The organism is Labrenzia sp. OB1, from assembly GCF_001624695.1.
GTDB lineage: Bacteria > Pseudomonadota > Alphaproteobacteria > Rhizobiales > Stappiaceae > Roseibium.
In genome coordinates this window covers 16823-34663 of the sequence record NZ_JSEP01000020.1, presented here as the reverse complement: position 1 = coordinate 34663, position 17841 = coordinate 16823, and the positions used below count along the sequence as shown (strand labels likewise).

At 59.2% G+C, this 17841-nt stretch carries 21 protein-coding genes; 10 read left to right on the top strand and 11 right to left on the bottom strand.

Going from position 1 to position 17841, the window contains the following annotated elements:
• Window positions 1–209 precede the first annotated feature (209 nt).
• Window positions 210–779, top strand: a complete 570-nt coding sequence (locus tag OA90_RS21715) for a transglutaminase-like cysteine peptidase (RefSeq protein ID WP_082837205.1) — start codon at window positions 210–212, stop codon at window positions 777–779.
• A gap of 162 nt (window positions 780–941) precedes the next feature.
• Here OA90_RS21715 and OA90_RS21710 read toward each other — a convergent pair whose 3' ends face one another.
• Together OA90_RS21710 and OA90_RS21705 are read right to left on the bottom strand one after the other, a co-directional pair.
• Window positions 942–1469 carry a gamma carbonic anhydrase family protein gene (locus tag OA90_RS21710; RefSeq protein ID WP_068417441.1) on the bottom strand — a complete coding sequence of 176 codons (528 nt, stop codon included), beginning with the start codon at window positions 1467–1469 and terminating at the stop codon, window positions 942–944.
• A gap of 6 nt (window positions 1470–1475) precedes the next feature.
• Window positions 1476–1802: a hypothetical protein gene (locus OA90_RS21705; RefSeq protein WP_068417438.1), complete on the bottom strand. Its 327-nt coding sequence runs from the start codon at window positions 1800–1802 to the stop codon at window positions 1476–1478.
• 198 nt (window positions 1803–2000) lie between these two features.
• Here OA90_RS21705 and OA90_RS21700 point away from each other — a divergent pair, with 198 nt between their 5' ends.
• Complete coding sequence (locus tag OA90_RS21700; protein ID WP_068417434.1) at window positions 2001–2744, top strand: hypothetical protein; 744 nt, start codon at window positions 2001–2003, stop codon at window positions 2742–2744.
• Between the two features lie 115 nt (window positions 2745–2859).
• On the opposite strand, the gene OA90_RS21695 is transcribed toward OA90_RS21700, so the two are convergent.
• Window positions 2860–3072 carry a DUF3126 family protein gene (locus tag OA90_RS21695; RefSeq protein ID WP_068417431.1) on the bottom strand — a complete coding sequence of 71 codons (213 nt, stop codon included), beginning with the start codon at window positions 3070–3072 and terminating at the stop codon, window positions 2860–2862.
• A gap of 107 nt (window positions 3073–3179) precedes the next feature.
• Window positions 3180–4016: a serine O-acetyltransferase gene (cysE, locus tag OA90_RS21690; RefSeq protein WP_068417426.1), complete on the bottom strand. Its 837-nt coding sequence runs from the start codon at window positions 4014–4016 to the stop codon at window positions 3180–3182.
• 164 nt (window positions 4017–4180) lie between these two features.
• Between cysE and OA90_RS21685 the strand changes: the two genes are divergently transcribed.
• Complete coding sequence (locus tag OA90_RS21685; protein WP_208986245.1) at window positions 4181–4996, top strand: enoyl-CoA hydratase-related protein; 816 nt, start codon at window positions 4181–4183, stop codon at window positions 4994–4996.
• A 67-nt stretch (window positions 4997–5063) separates the two neighbouring features.
• On the opposite strand, the gene OA90_RS21680 is transcribed toward OA90_RS21685, so the two are convergent.
• From OA90_RS21680 to OA90_RS21670, 3 genes are all read right to left on the bottom strand, one after another.
• Window positions 5064–5948: an alpha/beta hydrolase gene (locus tag OA90_RS21680; RefSeq protein ID WP_068417589.1), complete on the bottom strand. Its 885-nt coding sequence runs from the start codon at window positions 5946–5948 to the stop codon at window positions 5064–5066.
• A 35-nt stretch (window positions 5949–5983) separates the two neighbouring features.
• Window positions 5984–6739, bottom strand: a complete 756-nt coding sequence (locus OA90_RS21675) for an alpha/beta hydrolase (RefSeq protein WP_068417424.1) — start codon at window positions 6737–6739, stop codon at window positions 5984–5986.
• A 228-nt stretch (window positions 6740–6967) separates the two neighbouring features.
• On the bottom strand, window positions 6968–7840 hold the full coding sequence (locus OA90_RS21670; protein WP_068417421.1) for a LysR family transcriptional regulator: 873 nt from the start codon (window positions 7838–7840) through the stop codon (window positions 6968–6970).
• 148 nt (window positions 7841–7988) lie between these two features.
• Between OA90_RS21670 and OA90_RS21665 the strand changes: the two genes are divergently transcribed.
• Window positions 7989–8381, top strand: coding sequence for a DoxX family protein (locus OA90_RS21665; RefSeq protein WP_068417418.1), 393 nt, complete (start codon window positions 7989–7991; stop codon window positions 8379–8381).
• 251 nt (window positions 8382–8632) lie between these two features.
• Here the strand turns inward: OA90_RS21665 and OA90_RS21660 are convergent, their stop codons facing one another.
• On the bottom strand, window positions 8633–9535 hold the full coding sequence (locus OA90_RS21660) for an MBL fold metallo-hydrolase (RefSeq protein WP_068417415.1): 903 nt from the start codon (window positions 9533–9535) through the stop codon (window positions 8633–8635).
• 29 nt (window positions 9536–9564) lie between these two features.
• On the bottom strand, window positions 9565–10194 hold the full coding sequence (locus tag OA90_RS21655; protein ID WP_068417413.1) for a DsbA family protein: 630 nt from the start codon (window positions 10192–10194) through the stop codon (window positions 9565–9567).
• 113 nt (window positions 10195–10307) lie between these two features.
• On the opposite strand from OA90_RS21655, the gene OA90_RS21650 reads away from it, so the two are divergent.
• The 6 genes from OA90_RS21650 to OA90_RS21625 all read left to right on the top strand — a co-directional run bounded on the left by OA90_RS21650 (window position 10308) and on the right by OA90_RS21625 (window position 15256).
• On the top strand, window positions 10308–11204 hold the full coding sequence (locus OA90_RS21650) for a LysR family transcriptional regulator (RefSeq protein ID WP_068417410.1): 897 nt from the start codon (window positions 10308–10310) through the stop codon (window positions 11202–11204).
• Between the two features lie 269 nt (window positions 11205–11473).
• Window positions 11474–11719, top strand: coding sequence for a zinc-finger domain-containing protein (locus OA90_RS21645; protein WP_068417407.1), 246 nt, complete (start codon window positions 11474–11476; stop codon window positions 11717–11719).
• Window positions 11720–11734: 15 nt separating this feature from the next.
• On the top strand, window positions 11735–12937 hold the full coding sequence (locus OA90_RS21640) for an FAD-dependent monooxygenase (protein WP_068417405.1): 1203 nt from the start codon (window positions 11735–11737) through the stop codon (window positions 12935–12937).
• A 104-nt stretch (window positions 12938–13041) separates the two neighbouring features.
• Window positions 13042–13785: a molybdopterin-binding protein gene (locus OA90_RS21635; RefSeq protein WP_068417403.1), complete on the top strand. Its 744-nt coding sequence runs from the start codon at window positions 13042–13044 to the stop codon at window positions 13783–13785.
• A gap of 15 nt (window positions 13786–13800) precedes the next feature.
• Window positions 13801–14310 (top strand): xanthine phosphoribosyltransferase, encoded by a 510-nt coding sequence (gpt, locus tag OA90_RS21630; protein WP_068417400.1) that lies wholly within the window; start codon window positions 13801–13803, stop codon window positions 14308–14310.
• Between the two features lie 280 nt (window positions 14311–14590).
• Window positions 14591–15256, top strand: a complete 666-nt coding sequence (locus OA90_RS21625; protein ID WP_199823804.1) for a L,D-transpeptidase — start codon at window positions 14591–14593, stop codon at window positions 15254–15256.
• A gap of 23 nt (window positions 15257–15279) precedes the next feature.
• On the opposite strand, the gene sfsA is transcribed toward OA90_RS21625, so the two are convergent.
• Both sfsA and OA90_RS21615 read right to left on the bottom strand, forming a co-directional pair.
• Window positions 15280–15984 (bottom strand): DNA/RNA nuclease SfsA, encoded by a 705-nt coding sequence (gene sfsA / locus OA90_RS21620; RefSeq protein ID WP_068417397.1) that lies wholly within the window; start codon window positions 15982–15984, stop codon window positions 15280–15282.
• A gap of 42 nt (window positions 15985–16026) precedes the next feature.
• Entirely contained in the window at window positions 16027–17451 is a 1425-nt protein-coding gene (locus OA90_RS21615) for a TrkH family potassium uptake protein (RefSeq protein WP_068417395.1), read from the bottom strand.
• Window positions 17452–17841: the final 390 nt, after the last annotated feature.

The window sequence follows — 17841 nt, the reverse complement described above, 5'->3', positions numbered from 1 at the left end:
TTTTAGGAAAATTCGATGACAGTTTAAATAAAACAAGTATAGAATAAAAATAGAACTTACATAAAACAAAAGTAGAATTCTATTACTATTTTACTACCAAGATTTTCTTGAAGTAAAAAGCAAACATGCATCGTTACGTCAGCCTTGGGGAGGGCGTAATGATGAAACTACTTCGAAATATCTTGATAGTATCTGCAATGGCGATGCCGATGACCCTGCTGACAGGGACTGCCGCCAGTGCCGAACCCGGCCGTTTCATGGAAATGAACACAGTGGTCAAGGCACCCATCGGCCACAGGCAGTTCTGCCGCGACAACGCCTGGGCCTGCCCGACAGAGAGCTATGACCCGGTTGTCGTACGTCTGGACGAAGCCCGCTGGCAGGAACTCATCGCAATCAATGCAGAGGTCAACCGGCGCGTCCGGCCCATGACCGACGAGGATCTCTTCGGCGAACCGGAACGCTGGACCTATCCGGTCGAGGATTACGGCGACTGCGAGGAATACGTTCTGGAGAAACAGCGCGTGCTTGTCGAGGCGGGCTGGCCCAGAAGCGCACTTTTGATAACCGTCGCCAAGGACGTCAAGAATTCTGGGCATGCGGTGCTGACGGTCAGAACCGACCACGGCGACGTGATCCTAGACAATCAGATCGAGGCGGTGCTGCCCTGGTATTCGACACCTTACCGCTACATCAAACGCCAGTCGGCCAGTTCAACCGTAATCTGGACGGGAATATCCGACACGCGCGTCACAACGGTCAGCAGCGTGTCCAGATAGGGCTGCTGCGGCCACACCAGAATAGGGATTGGTTCGGCTCGCCGAACCGCTAGGACGATCCGGTCGCGTCCCCACCCTCCCCATCCCTACCACGACCGGATCCAGGAAGTCGGCCCGCCCCCCGCAGGCCGGCTTCCGCCTTTTCCGGCAATGGCTGGGTGTTCAGATCTCTTTCAATCCGGCCTTGAAGCGCCGCCAGTTGCGGACGTAGCCTTCGGCGGATTTCCGCAAACCGTCTTCCGCCTCTTCGCTCAGCGTCCGGATAACCTTTCCCGGCATGCCGACGACCAGAGAATTGTCGGGAATTTCCTTGCCTTCGCCGATAAGTGCGTTTGCGCCGACAATGCAGTTCCGACCGATCACCGCACCGTTCAAAATGGTGGCACCCATGCCGACAAGGGAATTGTCGCCGATCGTGCAGCCGTGAAGAATGGCCTTGTGGCCGATGGTACAGCCAGCGCCTATGGTCAGCGGGAATCCAAGATCAGTGTGAAAAACGCAGCCGTCCTGCACATTCGAGCGGGAACCGACCGTAATGGGTTCATTGTCACCGCGCAGAATGGCCCCGAACCAGACGCTTGCCTCTTCCTGCAGGCGAATATCCCCGATCAGCACGGCAGTCGGTGCAATCCAGTATTCATCGCTGTCGGGAAAGCTTGGCCTGCGGCCGTCAAGATCGAAAACCGGCATGAAACCTCACGAGTAGCCGACCAGGATCATGGCGACATTCATCACCATGATGCCCGAACACATGCTCCACATTCCAGCGATTGTGGAAGACGCGACGAGCCAGCCAAGAGGCCGGTTTTCGATACGCCGTCCTCGGATGGCGTTGCGCATGATGATGAACGGCCCGGCGAAGATGCACATGACGACCCCCGTCAGAAACGCCATGACCGTCTCACCCGCGAAATTGAAGCGCGGCGGCTCTCTGGTGATCAGTTGATGGAGACTGCCGAGCACGCCTGCGGCCACAAACCCGGCGCACGCGATGTATCCAACGAGAAGTAGGTTAAAAAACACACCCGTTAACCCCTTGTTAACCCTTCCATCTGGAAAGTGATTAAGAAATCCTAAAGGGTCAAGAGCAAAGACTGTGCCGGAAGGGCAAATGGGCGTAACCCGCAACAAACCGCCACTCAGGCCAATAACGGAACCATCCCTGAGCGGGACGTCTGTCCCAATTCAGGACAAGGTGTCCCAGAACCGTGCAGTTTTCGCATGCCGGAGCGGCCGGTGATACCGCTCTCGCTTCCCGCCCCGATCGGGGGCCGGACCCGCGGCTTTACATTTCTCGTACTGGCGATCTGCCTTGTCGGCGCGGCCCATATTGCCGACCGGGTGACGTTCTGGTCAAAGGTCTGGCTGGGCACCGAAACCGCGGCGTCCGGAGACGAGCCGGTTTTCCTGACTGTGGGGCCGGGACAGTTCCGCATTCCACCGAAGTATCTTGCCGGCGCACGCCGGCAATCGTCCGGAACGGACAACCGGTTCAGGAGTCTGCGTCTTGCCATGATCTGGCCCGGACTGGACAGTCCCGGCCTTCACAGTGGAAGGTTTCAACCCGCCGGGATGAGCAATCAGCCCGGAATCGGCAGCACGATACAGATCGAACTGGAACACAATCCCGGGAGGCGAAGCCTTCGCGCCCGGATGGACCCGTTTTATCGCCGCCTTGCCCGGGGTGGAGAATTGGCCGGCCCCAATGGATTGAAGATCCTCAACCTGTCATCGCACGGCGGATCCGGAACAGAGCTGATCGTCTACGATCCGTCGGTCCAGAACGGGTTCATCGCCCGTTGTCTGAGGCAGTCTTCACAGCCGGATAATACTGTCTGCAATCGCGCCGTTGTGCTGACCTCGGGACTTGAACTGCGATACCGGTTCGCGCGCAAGCTTCTGCCCGAGTGGCGGCAACTGGACACTGCAATCCTTCAGAAAATCGACACTTTCAGGACACGATAATCGGCACCAACGCGGATCGCGGGAGCGTCTGACCACAGGGACAACCATTTCATGAAAAAGGCGGCCCTTGCAGAGGACCGCCTGTATTCCTGTCCGGACTGACTTCAACCCGGCATCAACTCTCCAGATCGATTTCCAGAATAGCCATCTGGAAGTTCCAGCTGAGATCGTCGTCCTCGTCGTCCCGGAAGATCACACCGATAAATTCGTCGCCGATATAAACTTCCGCGGAGTCGTCCTTGATCGGACGGGCACGCACCTGCAGGCTGGCCAACTCGAATTTCGAACGAAGGTAAGCTTCGATCTTGCGGATTTCATCGGGTTTCAAGGCGATCTCCTAATAGTCTTCGTTATTCTGCATATGCGGCGCGGACCCTACAAGACCGGACGGAAATGCCAAAGCTTTTCCGCCGTCTATCCCCGTCTTCCTGATATTCAGTCCGGACGGCCCACGTCATCGCCCAGGAGCTGGTTCATGCTGCGGGCCGGTTCCGGGCACCCCGCCTTGCCGACAATTTTAGCCGGCACACCGGCAACCGTCGTGTTCGCGGGAACGTCCGCCAGAACCACCGATCCGGACGCGATCCTCGAGCAGTGACCGATCTCCAGATTGCCGAGAACCTTTGCACCGGCACCAAGCAGGACACCGTGACGGATCTTCGGATGACGGTCGCCGCCCGCCTTGCCGGTCCCGCCGAGCGTGACGCCCTGCAGGATGGAGACATCATCCTCGATAACGGCCGTCCCACCGACGACGATGCCGGTGCCATGGTCGATGAAAATACCGCGCCCGACCGGTACCGCCGGATGAATGTCGATCTGGAACACCTCGGAGGCGCGGCTTTGCAGGTAGAGGGCAAAATCCTGGCGGCCCTTCCGCCAGAGCCAATGTGCCAGACGGTGTGTCTGAAGGCCGTGGAAGCCTTTGAAATAGAGAACCGGCTCCAGGTAGCGGAAGCAGGCGGGATCGCGGTCGAAGACGGCGACGATATCGACGCGGAAGATCTCGGCGAGCTCTGGCTGGTCCGCCAGCGCCTCCAGAAAGGTTTGGCGGATCAGCGATGCCGAAACGATGTCCCTGCCGAGACGGTCTCCGAGCCGATGGACGACGGCTTCTTCCAGGCTCTCGTGATTGAGAACCGTTTCATAGACGAAAGACGACAGGGCCGGCTCAGCGGCAACCATTTCCTGTGCCTCTTCCCGCAGCTTCTGCCAAACGGGATCATGGGTCACAACCCGCTTCGGGTCGGACTTGCTGATGGGTGCCGACATGGCCTGTCTCCTTTTCAAGCCGTCACGTTCAAGCCCTAAAATAGGACTGTCGTCTGATTTTCCAAAATCAAACTTGCTGATATCAGATATGAACCCTTGTTATGAACGTTGAAATCTTAAAATTTCCAGCTTCTTCCAATTTCAGAGTGAACCGTCGAGGACGAATGATGCCGACTGCCAGCCAACAGACCGGAGCCCCGGCCAATCCGCTCCTGAGCGTCAACGGTCCGGTGGCCGAGTTGCTCCTCAACGCCGAAGACAGGAAAAATGCACTTCCTCTCGCCGCCTGGCAGCGTATCCCCGACCTCATGGAGACTGTCCGCAAGGATCCTGCCGTCCGTGTCTGCATCGTCAGGGGCGCCGGGGGCAAGAGTTTCTGCGCAGGGGCGGATATATCGGAATTCGAGGCCATTCGCGCAACATCGGATGCCGCACAGCGCTACGACGATATCAACGTGGCTGCCTTCCAATCCCTGAAGACCCTTCCGGTACCCGTGATTGCCGCCATCCACGGGCCTTGTCTCGGAGGCGGGTTGGGTCTTGCCCTTGCGTGCGACATCAGAATTGCGGCCCGGTCGTCCTTCTTCAGCATACCGGCGGCCAGACTGGGCCTTGCCTATCCGCCCGAAGCGCTCTCCGATCTGCTGGAAGCCGTCTCCGTTTCCAATGCCAAGCGCCTGCTGTTCACCGCAGATCGCGTTCCGGCGGATGAGGCCCTGACGATGGGTCTGATCAACGAAGTCGTGGAGGATGCCGGTATGGACAGCCGCATCGCGGCCATGTGTGAACGAATTGCCGCAAACGCGCCATTGTCGCTCAAGGCGGCCAAACACGCCCTGGACCACCTGGCGCGGCCGGCGAAGGCCGCCGACCTGAGCGTTGCCCAGACCAATGCCCGCATCTGCGTCAACAGTGAAGACTACCGGGAGGGGTGCAAGGCTTTCCTGGAAAAACGTACGCCGCAGTTCAACGGAATTTGAACGCCGCATAGCGGATTCAACTTCTCAAGTGTCTGTCACAAGCACCTGATAAAATTCATTTTGCCACTCAGGAAATCGCTGCGCCGGCTTTCAGATCGAGCAGAAACTCCTCAACGGCGGCGGCGAAGACGTCGTTCCTGTCCCCGGCAACCATATGTCCGGCGTCGCGGATATCCGTGAACCTTGCATGCGGGACCCGCTCACGAAACTCCCGGACATGGTCCAGGGAGACCAATTCCGAATTCTGTCCGCGAATGAGCAGGACAGGCAGGGTGAGATTGGAGGTGGCGGCCAGCACTTCTTCCTGCACCGATGCCGACACTTCGGCGTCCTGATGCTGCCGCGATTGCAGGAACGCCGGGTCCCAATGCCAGCGCAGCCTCCCGTCGTCATGAAGGCGCAGGTTCTTGGAGAGCCCGGAAAGGTCTTTCGGCCGCGCCCTGTTCGGCAGATAGCGTGCGATCGCGTCCGAGGCCTCCTCGACACTCGCGAAGCCCTCCTCGACCCGGTCTCCCATGAAACCGAGTATCTTGCTGACGCCGCCCATGTCGATCCGCGGTGTGATGTCCACCAAAACCAGCGCCGCCAGACCGCCCGTATTCACCCGGCCTTCGGCCAGCATGCCGGCAAAACCGCCGAGTGACGCCCCGACGACGACGGGCCTCGCCCCGTGACGGGCCTGGACCTGCCGCGTTACGGCGGTGAGGTCCTGCGCAAAATCGAAAAAGCCGTAGTTGCCGCTTTCAACCCAGTCACTCTCGCCGTGCCCACGCTGATCGAGAGCATAGACCGGATGACCGAGACCGGCGATCCGCCGGGACGCGGCGTCCCAGGAGTGCCGCGTCTGACCACCGCCATGCAGCATGACCACAGGCTGACCGCCCTCCCCGTAGCGGTCGGCAACCAGCCTGTTGTTCTCGGCGCCTTGAAATTCAATGCGTTCCGGGTCCATGACATCTCCCGTGTGACCGCTATCCATGAAGCTCCTCAAACGTCCACACTTTTCAGGAACGCCAGAACGCCCTGTTTGTAGACCTTGTCACCGACCGCCACCATGTGGTCGCGCCCCGGGATATCCAGAACGTCAGCATGTGGCATGAGATCCGCCAGTTTCTGAGGCGATCCGGCGATATCGTCCTTGGTTCCTACGGCAACGAGAACCGGCCGCTCGATTCGCGCAACATCAGCTTCGCTGATCTTCTGCCGGGAGGACCGCATGCAGGCTGCAAGCGCCCGCCGGTCCGAACCGGTCTGGTCGGAAAATGCCCTGAAGGCGCGGCCGGTGCGATCAGAGACGTCCTGCAGACGGTCGGCTTCAAGGGCAGCGGCAATCGGCTCGGGATCGCCGACACCGGAGACCATGCCGTACCCCAGACCGCCGAACACTGCACTGCGAACACGGCCGGGATGGTTGAGCGTCAGGAACGCGGAAATCCGCGCGCCCATCGAATATCCCATGACATCGGTCTGTTCTATCTCCAGATGGTCAAGCAGATGCCGCGCGTCTTCCGCCATGATCGGCGCACCATAGGCAGCGGGATCATAAAATTTCTGGCTCTCGCCATGGCCGCGATTGTCGATGGCGATCACCCGCCGGCCGGCCTTGACCAGAAGGTCGACCCAGCCGGGGTATTGCCAATTGACCTGTTTGTTGGATGCAAAACCGTGGATCAGCAGGATCGGGTCACCAGACCCCTCATCCAGATAGGCGATCCTGACCCCGTCATATTCGAACTGCGGCATGCAACTAATGACCTTTACGTAAACGGAAAACTCCAATCGTGCTAGAGTAAGCAGTAAAACCGTCTTTGCAAAGGCTCAACCCCAAATACAGCCCCCTCCCCTGACCGAGCGCGAATTTGCCTCGGTTGCCGCCCCAGTCGCAGCAAGCGTCAAATTGGATCAGCTCTCAGCGTCGTAACGTCCCCAAAGGTCCCTGAAACGTGTCCCGATTGAATGATCGCACTGAATTCAGGCTTCCTCGAGCGCTGTCTCGATGAATTTACGCACCTTGGGTGGCACGAAACTCTGCCGGGGATAGACCAGATAGGTCGTGAATTCATCCGTCTTGAGGTCCGGGAGGACAGGTCTCAGCCGAACATTCGACCAGCGGGTCGCCGATATGAATTCCGGTAGCGGTCCGATTCCCAGATCTGCCTCGATAAACGCCTTGCAGGTTTGCAGGTCGTCCACCTGAAGATGGTTTCCTATGGTCACCAGATGGGTCTGTCCTGCTCGATCGATCAGAGGAACTTCCCTCGGCCTTTGGGCAATCCCGATTAGGTTGTGCTTCCCGAGATCGGACAGCGAGACAGGTGCGCCATGTTGGGCAAGATAGGACTCGCTCGCCCACAACCCTACCCGCATGTTGAGGAACCGGCGGGCTATCAGGCTTGAATCGGCGAGGTCGCCGATGCGAACCGCAAGATCGATCTTTTCCGCGATAAGGTCTTGCACATTGTTGGACACATTCAGTTCGACCGAAACCTGCGAATAGCGGTCCAGGTAGCGTTTGATGATCGGCGCCAGAAGTGTTTGCGACAGCTCCGCGGTTGCGGTGATCCTGAGACGTCCGGTCGGCACATCGGAACCTTGCTCAAGGGCCTGTTCGGCTGCTGCCATCTCCTTGAGCGCCCTGACGCAGTGCGCATAATATCTGCGCCCTGCCTCGGTGACATTCAGCTTGCGCGTCGTCCTGTGCAAAAGCGTTACGCCCAACTGTTTTTCCAAGCGCGCCAGCTTCGCGCTGACCGTTGTGGTCGGCATGCCGAGACGCCGCGCCGCCCTGGAAAAGCTCTGCGCATCGACGACCTCAACAAAGACATCGATTCCATCAAGGGTCATGTCTGCCTCCAGCCTGCATCAATTATCCCGTATTATGCAAAGTAATTCCAAACTATACCGTATAGATGAATTATGCGAAAGCCTGTACCCCTCCTGGGAACGCTCAAGCGGAAACCGCGGCGGCGAAGAGATCACGAAGGAACTTGAAATGGTTACAGGATCGAAAAAACTGAATATCGGATTGTGGGCCGCCCAGATCCTGTTGCTGGCTGTCTATGGCGCGGTCGGCGCAATGAAAGCGACGCAACCGATCCCGGTACTGGATGAGATGCTCGGTGGCTGGCCAGGTCATGCCCCGGCGCTGGCGCGGTTCATCGGTGTCGCGGAAATTCTTGGAGCGATTGGCATGGTTGCCCCAATGCTTACTGGCATAAAGCCGCGCCTGACCCTGTGGGCCGCGTCCGGATTGACGCTGGTGCAGGCCCTGGCGATCCCCTTCCACATTTACCGCGGTGAGTTTGAAGCGCTTCCGGTAAACATCATCCTGATCGCGCTGTCGCTCTTTGTGTTGTGGGGCCGTGGCCGCAAGCTTCCGGTCTGAATACCTCAGGCACGTCCCATGACCGGCAGGTTGGCAGCCCGATTTTGGTCTAACGGCACCAGGGTTCCACGAAGCACGAAGCGGTGTTTCCGCAACAGCCGGCCGATGGCTTCAGGCTGACGATGTCCCCGAAGTTGATGACAACGGCAGTTTGTCAACATTTTGAGGAGCGGCCAAAAGACTCTGGCCGCTCCTCCGGGTTTCCTCACAGGTCTTGCCGGATCAGGTCAAGGCTCTGCACTGCATCGGACTCACCCCCACTTCATCTCGCCCTTGGCGACCTTCGAGCCGATATCGAGGGCGATTTCCATGCCCAGGCCCGGGAAGCGCTCCAGCATTGCGGCCTTGAGGGCAGCGCTGTCGCTGGCCTTACCGATTTCCTCTTCGAAAGCAAGAAGGTAGGACCTGGTGTATTCCACCGCTGCAAGGCCGGTTGCGGCATCGACTGTCATATGCCCGGGGATGAGGATCTCCGGGTTACGCGCTATGATCGCGTCCAGGGTCTTGACCCAGGCCGCGCGACTTTCAGCGGTCTGCGTGTCGGCCGTCCACACATGGACGCCCGAGAACACCATCACGCCGCCGAATACCGCATTGAGCGACGGCACGAACAGGTAGCGGCGATTTGCAAGGCCATCTTCTGCATCAACGATCTCGATGGTCTCACCATCGAGCGAAAGCGCCGGTTCATCATAGGCCTCCGGAAAGACGATATCATCGAGGCTTGCCGGACCGTTTCCCTTCAGTTGCGGCCCCCATGTGGCAAGCTTCTTTTCAACGTTGCCCCTGATCGCATCCAGCGTTGCGGAAGCTGCGATGACCCTTGCATCCGGGAAAGCTTCAGTGACCGGCTTCAGACTGAAATAGAAGTCCGGATCGGACTGGCTGATGTAAATGGTCGTCAGCTTCTTTCCGGTTGCCTTGATGGCATCGGCAAGCGCGCGGCCGTCCGGAAAGGTAAAGCCGCCATCGATGAGAACAGCTTCAGTCGGCCCGGAAATCAGGACCGGCGCACGGAAGAAGCCGTTCGGGCCAGCGGGGAAATGCTGCCAGCTGAGCTTGCTGCCGGCGGCATTTCCAATTTCGGCGCGCGCGAACACGGCGGTTGCTCCCAGAGCGATTGAGGTCTTTATGATCTGCCTTCTTGTCAGCATTTGAATACTTCCTTTGATGGTTGAAATGGTCAGGCGGCGATCTGTGCCGCAAGCTGATCGAAGTCGCCGAAAAGCGCGTTGCTGTTCAGCAGACGGCGGTTGGCGGCTTCGCCAACCACAAGCGCCGGCACACCGTTGGCGCTAAACGCCACCATGTCGCTGCGCGCGGCAGATGTCTTTTTGCGATAGACGGCGTAAAGGCCCTCATCGGGCACACGCAGGCTGCGCGCTGCGGCGGGAAGGCCCGCTTCCTCCAGAATGGCAGCGACAGTCTCCAGGTCGCAGGTGTCGCGGCCGTGTTCATAGCGCGCAAGCTGCAGGGTCTTCAGAACGGCGAGTTCCTTGCCTGGCTCGCACAGGCCGACAGCAACAAGCGCCAGCGTCGCAGGCGCCGAGTCGAACATGCTGCCTTCTGTGTCCAGAACCCGCGTCTTGTAGGTCTGCGTGAAGGGAAGGCCGGTAAGCCGCGCGATACGCTGATCGTTCTGCCAGGCGAATTGCGCAAACCCCGCATCCATGGTGCGCGCGCCCTCTCCGGCGAAAAGCCCGGTGGGGCTGAGGGTCAGCGTCACGTTCTCAAGGGCTGCAAGACGTTCGATGGCCGGGCTTGCGCCATAACACCAGCCGCACAAGGGGTCGAAAAGATATGTGATCCGCATGCTCTGTCTCCATCAGTCAGTGTTTCATTGACAGATAGAGGCCGGTGATTGATAGATAAATGACACACAATCACACAGACTGTATATCAAAAGGATACAATAAGCGGACAGCCATGAAGCCGATCAACCTCAACCGTCTCGCCTATTTCACCGCAGTCGTCGACACCGGGTCCTTCACGCAGGCGGCCGAGCGGCTCGGCATTACCAAGACCGTCGTCAGCCAACAGGTGGCGCGGCTTGAGGAAGAGTTGAAAATCACGCTGCTGGTCCGCACGACGCGCCGGGTCATGCCGACAGAAGCAGGCAGGCGTCTGCATGCGCGCAGCGTGCTGATCCTGCGGGAACTGGACGAAGCGATCGACGAGGTCGGTGAGGCGAACACGGAACCTGTCGGCACCCTTCGCATAGCGGCCCCGAACGATTACGGGACAACCATGATCGCACCACTGGCAGCCGCATTCCGGAAGCAATATCCCGCTTGTGACGTCAAGCTCCTGATTTCCGACGACAAGCTCGATGTGATCGGAAATCAGGTCGATCTCTCCATCCGCGTAGGCTGGCTCTCCGATTCCAGCCTGAAGGCCAGGCGCATAGGCACCTTCCGGCAAATTCTGGTCGCCTCCCCCGGATTTGCCGCCGGGCTCGATATCCGTGAGCCCGAGGACCTCTCCGGCGTTCCGCTTGTCGCAAACATGGCGCTACGCGAACCACTGACCTGGAGCTTTACCAAACACGACCTCGACCGCAGACAGGTCACATTGACCGAGGCGATTTCCATCGATGCGACTCCAGCCGTCCTTCAGGCGTGCCTTTCAGATGGCGGTCTTGCCGTCTTGCCGGATTTTCTGATCACCGATCATCTGGACACAGGCAGCCTTGTCCGCGTATTGCCGGAATGGGATCTGCCGGCGGGCGGTATCCACGTGGTCTATCCCGCAGCGCGCTTCAGGCCTCAGAAGGTGACGCGTTTCGTCGACATGCTTGCGATGCGCCAGCGGAAGTATGCATGATCTCAGCCCCCTCGCCGGGCGTCAGGCCGACACCGCAAACTTCAGCAGGTATATTGCGCCGGATCGATGTCCGGCAAAGAATCGCGCCGCTATTGCCTCTAGGTCGGGTCACTTCGCTCTTTTTGAAGCAGATCCGCACATCAAGGGGGCCGTTTGGCTCTTGATTGGGGGATCGCGGCACAATGCCCCTACCCAACCGTTTTTCAAATGGATATGTTCCGCGAAACTTGATATCGGGAATTGCCCCTTGCAAGAGAAGGAATGTGACAATGGCGGATCACGTTGTCCCGCATTTTCAAAACTCCAGTGGACATGATTCAGTAGCGATCGGTGCCCGTGAATTCATGTGCATCGGTGCCAATCCTCCGTTTGATCATCCTCATGTCTTTCTGGATATGGGCAGCGAGAAGGAAATCGTCTGCCCGTATTGCTCCACGCTCTACAAATTCGACGCCACTTTGACGGCGCACGAATCCTCCCCGGTCGACTGCACCTGGACACCGGCCGCAGCCTGACCTGAAAGCGGCGCCATGACCCGGACCGATGATGCCCTACAGCCGATCATTATCGCCGGGGCCGGTATCGGTGGTCTCACTGCTGCACTTGCCCTGCGCCAGCAAGGCCACGAAATCGTCCTGATGGACAAGGCCGCCGCGCTTTCGGAAGTCGGTGCGGGACTGCAGCTTTCACCCAATGCGTGTTCGGTCCTGGACCGGCTCGGCGTTCTGGACGCCCTCGAGCCTCATGCCTGCGCCCCGGAATACCTGCGGATCCGGTCGGGACAATCCGGCCGGCAACTGGGCCGCGTGCGCTTCGGCGACTATCTCAAGCAGCGCCACGGTTATCCGTTCTGGGTGATCCACCGGGCCGACCTGCAGCGGGTTCTGCAGGAGCGGGTTGAGCAGACAGAGGGAATCACCATCCGTCTCGCCACCGAGGTGCTGGATCTGGAGCCGTCTCCTTACGACCACCTGTCCTGCATCTACCAAAGTGACGGAGTGACCGCCAACCTGTCCTGCAAGGCCCTCATAGGGGCGGACGGGGTCTGGTCCAGATCCCGGCGGATCATCCCGGGACATGAAAACGCGAAATTCAGCGGTCAGGTCGCCTACCGGGCAACAATCCCGATAGAGGCAGCCCCAACCGGCTGGAGAAAGGACTCCGGTCTTTGGATGCACCAGGATTCCCATCTGGTGCACTACCCGGTAAGAGGCGGCCGCGATCTGAATATCGTCGGACTGGCCAAGGAAGCATGGAAAGACGAGACATGGTCCGCCAGGGCGGACGCGAAAGCCGTGCTGCACGTGTTCCGGGACTGGCCTTCCGAAGTCCGCACCCTCCTGGGCAAGACGGAAAACTGGCTGAAATGGGCGTTGTGCAGCGTGGACGCGTCCGGACCCTGGTCCCATGGCCACGTGGCGCTGATGGGCGACGCGGCGCACGCCATGTTGCCCTATATGGCGCAGGGAGCCGCGATGGCCATCGAGGATGCCGCCGTCCTTGCCAGGCACCTGCCGAGGGACGTCGCGAATATCCCCGCCGCTTTGCGGGCCTTTGAGCGCGAACGCAAACCGAGGGTTACCCGCATCCAGGGCATAGCCTTTCGAAACGCGAAGGTTTTCCACTTTTCCGGCATCAAGGCCTTAGCCCGCGATACGGTTCTGGGCCTGTCCAGTCCCGAGACCCTGGCCGCACGGTTCGACGATGTCTACGGCTGGTCCGCCGGAAATTGAGATACCACCCTTTGGTCCTTACTCTATGGTCCGCACCCTAATGCTTGAGCTGAAGGGTAAGCTGGGATAAAGCCAACCCTATCGATTTTTCAGGGAGTTCCAAGATGACCGGTCAGAAGGCAGACAAAGTCGTAACCGCTGCATTCCTGGTCATCGGAGACGAAATACTCTCCGGCCGCACCAAGGACAGGAACATCGGTTTCACAGCCGACTATCTCACATCGATCGGCATCGATCTCAAGGAAGCCAGGATCGTGCCGGATGACCGGGAGGAGATTGCTGCTGCGGTCAACGCCCTGCGTGCCAGATATGACTATGTCTTTACCTCCGGCGGCATCGGCCCCACCCACGACGACATCACCGCAGAGTGCATCGCCGAAGCCTTCGGCGTCCCGCTGCTTCTCGATCCCCGGGCCGTGGCCATTCTCGAGGCGCATTACCCTCCCGGCCAGTTCACGCCCGCCCGTCAGCGTATGGCGCGTATCCCCGAGGGCGCGGACCTGATCGAGAACAAGGTCTCAAAGGCGCCGGGCTTCAAGATCGACAACGTTTACGTCATGGCCGGGGTGCCTGCCATCATGCAGGCCATGATGGACGCAATCGCCCCGACGCTGGCGACCGGGAAGAAAATGCTTTCACGAACCGTTCCCGCCGACATGCCGGAAAGCCGGATCGCGGAACGGCTCGCCACGATTCAGGACACACACCCGCAAACGCTCATCGGATCCTATCCCCAGGCGGATAACGGGAAATTCACCACACAGATCGTCATCCGGTCACGGGACGAGGCAATCCTGACGGCAGCCGCGGAAGACGTGGCAAGGGCCGTTGCCGAGCTGTCTGGATAATCTGAAGGAAAAAATATGGAAAACCCCGCTCAAAACAAAGCATTCCCGGTGTCGTGGGACATGTTCCACCGGGATTCGCGCGCCCTCGCCTGGCGGCTTTCGAGCGAAGGCGAATGGAAGGCGATTGTCTGCATCACCCGCGGCGGCCTGGTTCCCGCAGGTATCGTCGCGCGCGAACTCGGCATCCGGACCATCGAAACCGTCTGCATCGCCTCTTATCACGACTATGAAAATCAGGGCGCGTTGAAGGTCATCAAACCCGTCGATCCCAAGGTTGTCGATCTGGAGGGAGGAGAAGGCAGCGGTGTCCTCGTCATCGACGATCTGGTTGACACCGGCAAGACCCTGAAGGTTGTCCGCGAGATGCTGCCGAAGGCCCATTACGCGACCGTCTACGCAAAGCCGGTCGGTGTCCCGATGGTCGATACCTTCATCACGGAGGTTTCCCAGGACACCTGGATCTATTTCCCATGGGACATGGGATGGCAGTTCCAGCCGCCGCTTGCCAAGGACAGCGCCGGATAAGCGGTGGCACATATGTCACGCCTGCCGCCGTTGCGTGAGGGTGTCACGGCAAGGTGAAGGCCCTGCCACTTTTCCGCCGGAATATTCCTGCTAAGGCTACCTGCGACCGGTCAGATTCACATCTGGCCGGTCGTTTTACCTGAGCGCGACCCGTCCAGGTTTTCGGGAGGGACTTCAGGTCACGAACACACGTCAAAACGAACTTTAGTGCTCATTGCGCGTTTCCAGACCACCGGGATACGCCCCAGACGCCCATCATGAAGGTCATACGGAACCAGGAATGCTGAACCGACGCCTGTTTATTACCTCTGCCGCAGCCGCATTTGTCTCAGGCTGCGCGTCCACACGCCAACCTCTTCCCCAACCAGCCGGACCGACCTACAAGGGGCAGCGGATTTCTCCCGAATATCTGCAGATGTACCGGGCGATGCCCGAGGAACGCTTTCCCATTCCTGCCGTCGACCTCACCAAGATCGACCCGGCCTATTACCGCCGTCTGGTCGACTATCCCACGTCAGAACCGACGGGAACCATCATTGTCGATACAGCCAACCGGTATCTCTATCTCACGATGGAAAACGGACAGGCCATGCGCTATGGCGTCGGCATCGGCCGCGCAGGTTTCGAATGGGGCGGAAGGGCGCGCATTCAGTACAAGAGGGAATGGCCGACCTGGACACCGCCGGCGGAGATGATCGCCCGTGAGCCCGAACTGGAAGAATTCCGCAATGGCATGGCACCCGCGCTCGACAATCCGCTCGGAGCCCGCGCGCTCTACATTTTCGAAGGTGGCCGGGACACTCTCTATCGCCTGCACGGAACATCCGAATACTGGTCGATCGGAAAGGCGGTGTCATCGGGCTGTGTGCGACTGCTGCACCAGGACGTCATCGACCTCTACAACAGGGTCCCCAACGGCTCGCCGATCATCGTCAGGCAGGCCTGACCCGGCCGGCTTCATGCCTTGGGTCAGGTCGATATCTCCACCGGTTTCACCGCGTCGATACCGTCCAGCCGGACATCGCAGCCGATCGCGTAAACCTCCACCCCGGCTGCCTCTGCAACATCGAAGGCCGCCGCATAGGTCGGATCGATGTCCGCGGCGAGACTGATCCGGTCGCAATCGGGACGCTGAACAAGAAACACCATGGCCGCCCGGTGTCCTTCACCGACCATATCGGCAAGCTCGGCCAGATGTTTGGCACCACGGGCTGTTACGCTATCGGGAAACTCGGCAAGCCCCTGCTGCCGCATCAGGTGAACATTCTTCACCTCGACATAGATCTTCGACCCGCCCTCGCCTTCCAGAAGAATATCGATCCGTGAATTCTTGCCGTATTTCACTTCCCGCTTGAGAGAATGATATCCGGTCAGCGGAGCGATCCTGCCTGCCTCCAGGGCTTCCTCGACCAGCCTGTTCGGGTGAGCCGTGTTGATCCCCACCAGCGCACCGTCCGCTTCCATCACTTCCCAGGAATACTTCAGCTTCCGTTTCGGATTGTCCGACCGGGAGAGCCAGACGCGTGAGCCAGGCTCCTTCAAGCCGAGCATCGAGCCCGGATTGGCGCAATGGGCGGTGATTTCCGCGCCGTCATCATCCAAGGTCACATCGGCCAGGAACCGCTTGTAACGCTTGACGAGGCGACCGCTGACCAGGGGTTCCGGGAATTTCATCTTGAGCCTCTTGCAAGCGCGAATCGGGTGGGTTTCGCGAGCCTATTTCGACCAGAAATCCGGATCAAGAAGCACCAGCACCGTGAAGAGTTCAAGACGGCCCACCAGCATGGCGATGGACAGGAGCCATTTGGCGCCGTCCGGCAGCGGCGCGAAATGGCCGGCCGGTCCGATGACAGGCCCGAGCCCCGGTCCGACGTTGCCGACAGAAGTCGCAGCCGCTGAAATTGCGGTAACCAGGTCCAGATCGAAAAAGGACAGCGCCACGGTGATGACGCCCACAGACCCCATATAGACGACGAGAAACGCCAGAACTGAAAAGGACAGGTCCTGCGTCAGCCGGGTACCGGCGTATTCCTCCGACATGACCCGGTGCGGCCGCACCATCCGGCGCAGATGAGCGCGCACGGTTCCGAAGAACACCAGAAAGCGGAACATCTTGATGCCGCCCGTCGTCGAACCGGTACAGCCTCCGACGAACATCAGGAGGAAGGTCACGCCGACGACAGGAGGCCCCCATTCGGAAAAATCCCCCATCGCATAGCCGGTGCCCGTGACGACGGACACCACGTTGAACGTTGCCTTCAGCAAGGCGTCGTCGAACGGAAAGTGCATGTTGATGCCGAGATAGACGGTCATCGTCAGCGAAACCACTGCCAGAAAGCCGAGCAACGCCCGCACCTGCGGATCGCGCCACAGCAGAAGTGGCTGTCCGCGCAGAGCCTGGATGAGCAGAACGAACGGCAGGGATCCGATGATCATGAAGAAGATGGCCACCCAGCCGGAAGCCGGATTGGTGAAATATCCGAAGGAGGCGTCATGGGTCGAATACCCGCCCGTCGAAATCGTGGTCAGGGCGTGATTGAACGCATCGAACAGATCCATTCCGGTCGCCAGATAGGACACAATGCACAAAACTGTCAGGAATACATAGGCGAGCCCGAGCAGGCGGATCAGTTCCACGGACCGGCTGACGATTTTCTCCGAGCGGTCGGAATTCTCGCTCTGGAACAGCTGCATCCCGCCGATCCTGAGAAAAGGCAGCAGGACGATCGCCATGACGATGATCCCCACCCCGCCCATCCATTGCATGATGGAACGCCAGACAAGGAGTCCGGGCGGCAGGCTGTCCAACCCGGTCAGAACGGTGGATCCCGTCGTCGTGAATCCCGAAACCGCTTCGAAAACGGCGTCGGCATAGTCGATCCCGAGCCACAGGAACGGCAGCGCCCCGAAAGCCGGCAGCGTGGACCATGCAAGGGTCGTCAGAATGAAGGTCTGACGTGTATCCAGCCCTTCCAGAAGCGTGCCGCCGACGGCGAGCGACAGCAGCATGCCGACCATGCCTGTGAGCAGCGCAGAAAAAACGAAGGCCTGCCAGTCGGCATTTTTCTGCGCCACATCGACGATTGCCGGAATGAGCATGGCGGTTGCAAGACCGACATACAAAAAGCCGAGAACGTTCAATACTGGTCTGAGAGAAATCAACTATTGCTCTTCCCGAAAACCCCTGGCCGAATTCGATGGCCCCAAACGCCTCGCCGAATGCTCTTGCCCTCCGGTCCGTTCCATCCGGGCCACGAATTTACAGCTGGACGGATCCTTTCCGAAGGATGCAAAGCCCCCCGTCCTATCCTCTTTCCGATGATTTTCCAATGGGGCTGGTGCGACGTACACTCAAACAAGCATTCGCAGGTTCCCTTTATCGCGAATTTAGCCCTTCCGTCACATTAAACGCACAATTATCGCACGAAAATTTATTGTCAAAGGTACGGATACATGCGAAAAATACCCATGTAAAAGCCTCTCATGCCTTTTTTACTCATATTGATTCATTTTCGGGGAATTTGTTCAGAA